This window comes from Treponema sp. R6D11 (assembly GCF_054786075.1).
This window is the reverse complement of record NZ_BDHD01000306.1, coordinates 1-1,523: the sequence shown is the minus strand read 5'-3', so window position 1 is coordinate 1,523 and position 1,523 is coordinate 1. Positions and strand designations below refer to the sequence as shown.

Here is a 1,523-nt window from a genome sequence, read left to right as displayed (position 1 = left end):
ATTATAGACCATTATTTTCAGAAAACAAGTCTGGATAGAATTTTTTTTCTAACCCTATACCCCCTAGCAATGTATATAAAAACGCCTTAAAAGGGAAATTTAGAGGAAATAACTTGCTAATATCTCTTGAAACGGCGGTTAATTAACCTGAATTGGGCGGGAAAACACTCCAATCACCGTAATCTAGGCTTTCATGGGTACTAACCGCCAGAGAATCATCGTGGGTAAAAACCCCTTTGGACATATTTAACAGAGAAACCTTAGAGGAGTGATTACTCCCTATCTCCTCGATAACGGCAAATGTAGCCCCTCTCTTTTTGTGCAGGTCAAGCTCCCTTAAAACCCAACTGGTTAATAAACCTTTAACAGGGGCGGACAGGCTCTTTACCGATATAAAATAACAAGTTCTTTGAAACCTGATTCTGGTCCAGCCTACATTGATAAGCCTCTTTAAAATAGCGTCTTCCTCGCCGTATTTGAATAGTTCTTCCGCCTCGTCTTTTGACAAGCCAAAAACATCGTGCCTTTCGATCACGGTGCTGGCGTGGCTGCCATGAACGCCAAACACTTCTCCACGGGAGCTTAACCAATAAGCGGGAGAAGGCGGAAAATTCATTTTTAGGGCGGAATTATGAGAAAGTTGGGAAACGTCCATAAGCGTTAAAGTAGTTTTATTAATATCAATTACCTTCTCGCAAATACTAACGCCGATAGAAGCCTTTTCTGGATTTTTGGCTATTACTCTAGAAGCCCATGTAGATAAATATTCTTTATAAGGAGGGGTTAACTGCTTCAATTCCACATGAAAATACTCTCCCGGATAATACCTGATTCTAACCCAGCCGTTTGATATAAGCATAGAAACAATCTCGTCCCTGGCTTTACCCTCTGAACCAAGCCCCTCATTAAACTTATTATAAACACTTTTTATCTGTTCCATAGATAGTCCGAATTTATCGGGGTCATCTATTACGGCGATGACATGAGTTAAGGGAATACCAAACATATCCCCGGAAGGGCTTATCCAAACGCCTCTTGAAAGCACGTCTTTACAGTTAAATAAACGTTCAGTTCTAGCAGACGGTGATATATCCAGTAATTCCGCACCGGAGTTTACAGCAATTAAAGGCTTAACATTTTTTTGCATGGAAACCGCTAACAATTTACTGCCCGCCATATCTTCAAGAGATATTTCCGTTATAACACCAATATCTAACATTATTATCTTTATGACTTGATATCTCGAGACTGGACTCGCATTTAACTTATCAGTTGCCCATGCCCATAGGAATTCTTTTTGTTTTCGTCTTAGTCTGGAAAGCTCAATCGTCCACACATCATTCTTTGGAACATACCTAAGCCTGATCCAGCCACGTCCAAGAAGGGTCTCTATTATCTGATTTCTCGCTTTCCCCTCAAGACCAAGAGGCTCTTTGAATTTTTTATAAATAGCCACTAACTCTTCTTTGGTATACCCAAAAGCCTCAGGTGTATCTAAAACCTCTCTTACATGAGTTATATGT

The 1,523-nt window shown here is 40.2% G+C and carries 1 protein-coding gene; it reads right to left on the bottom strand.

The annotated features are described in order from the left end of the window. Positions 1–142 precede the first annotated feature (142 nt). A partial coding sequence (locus ACYVTD_RS12570) for a hypothetical protein (protein ID WP_461248094.1) occupies positions 143–1,523 on the bottom strand: 1,381 nt, incomplete at its 5' end.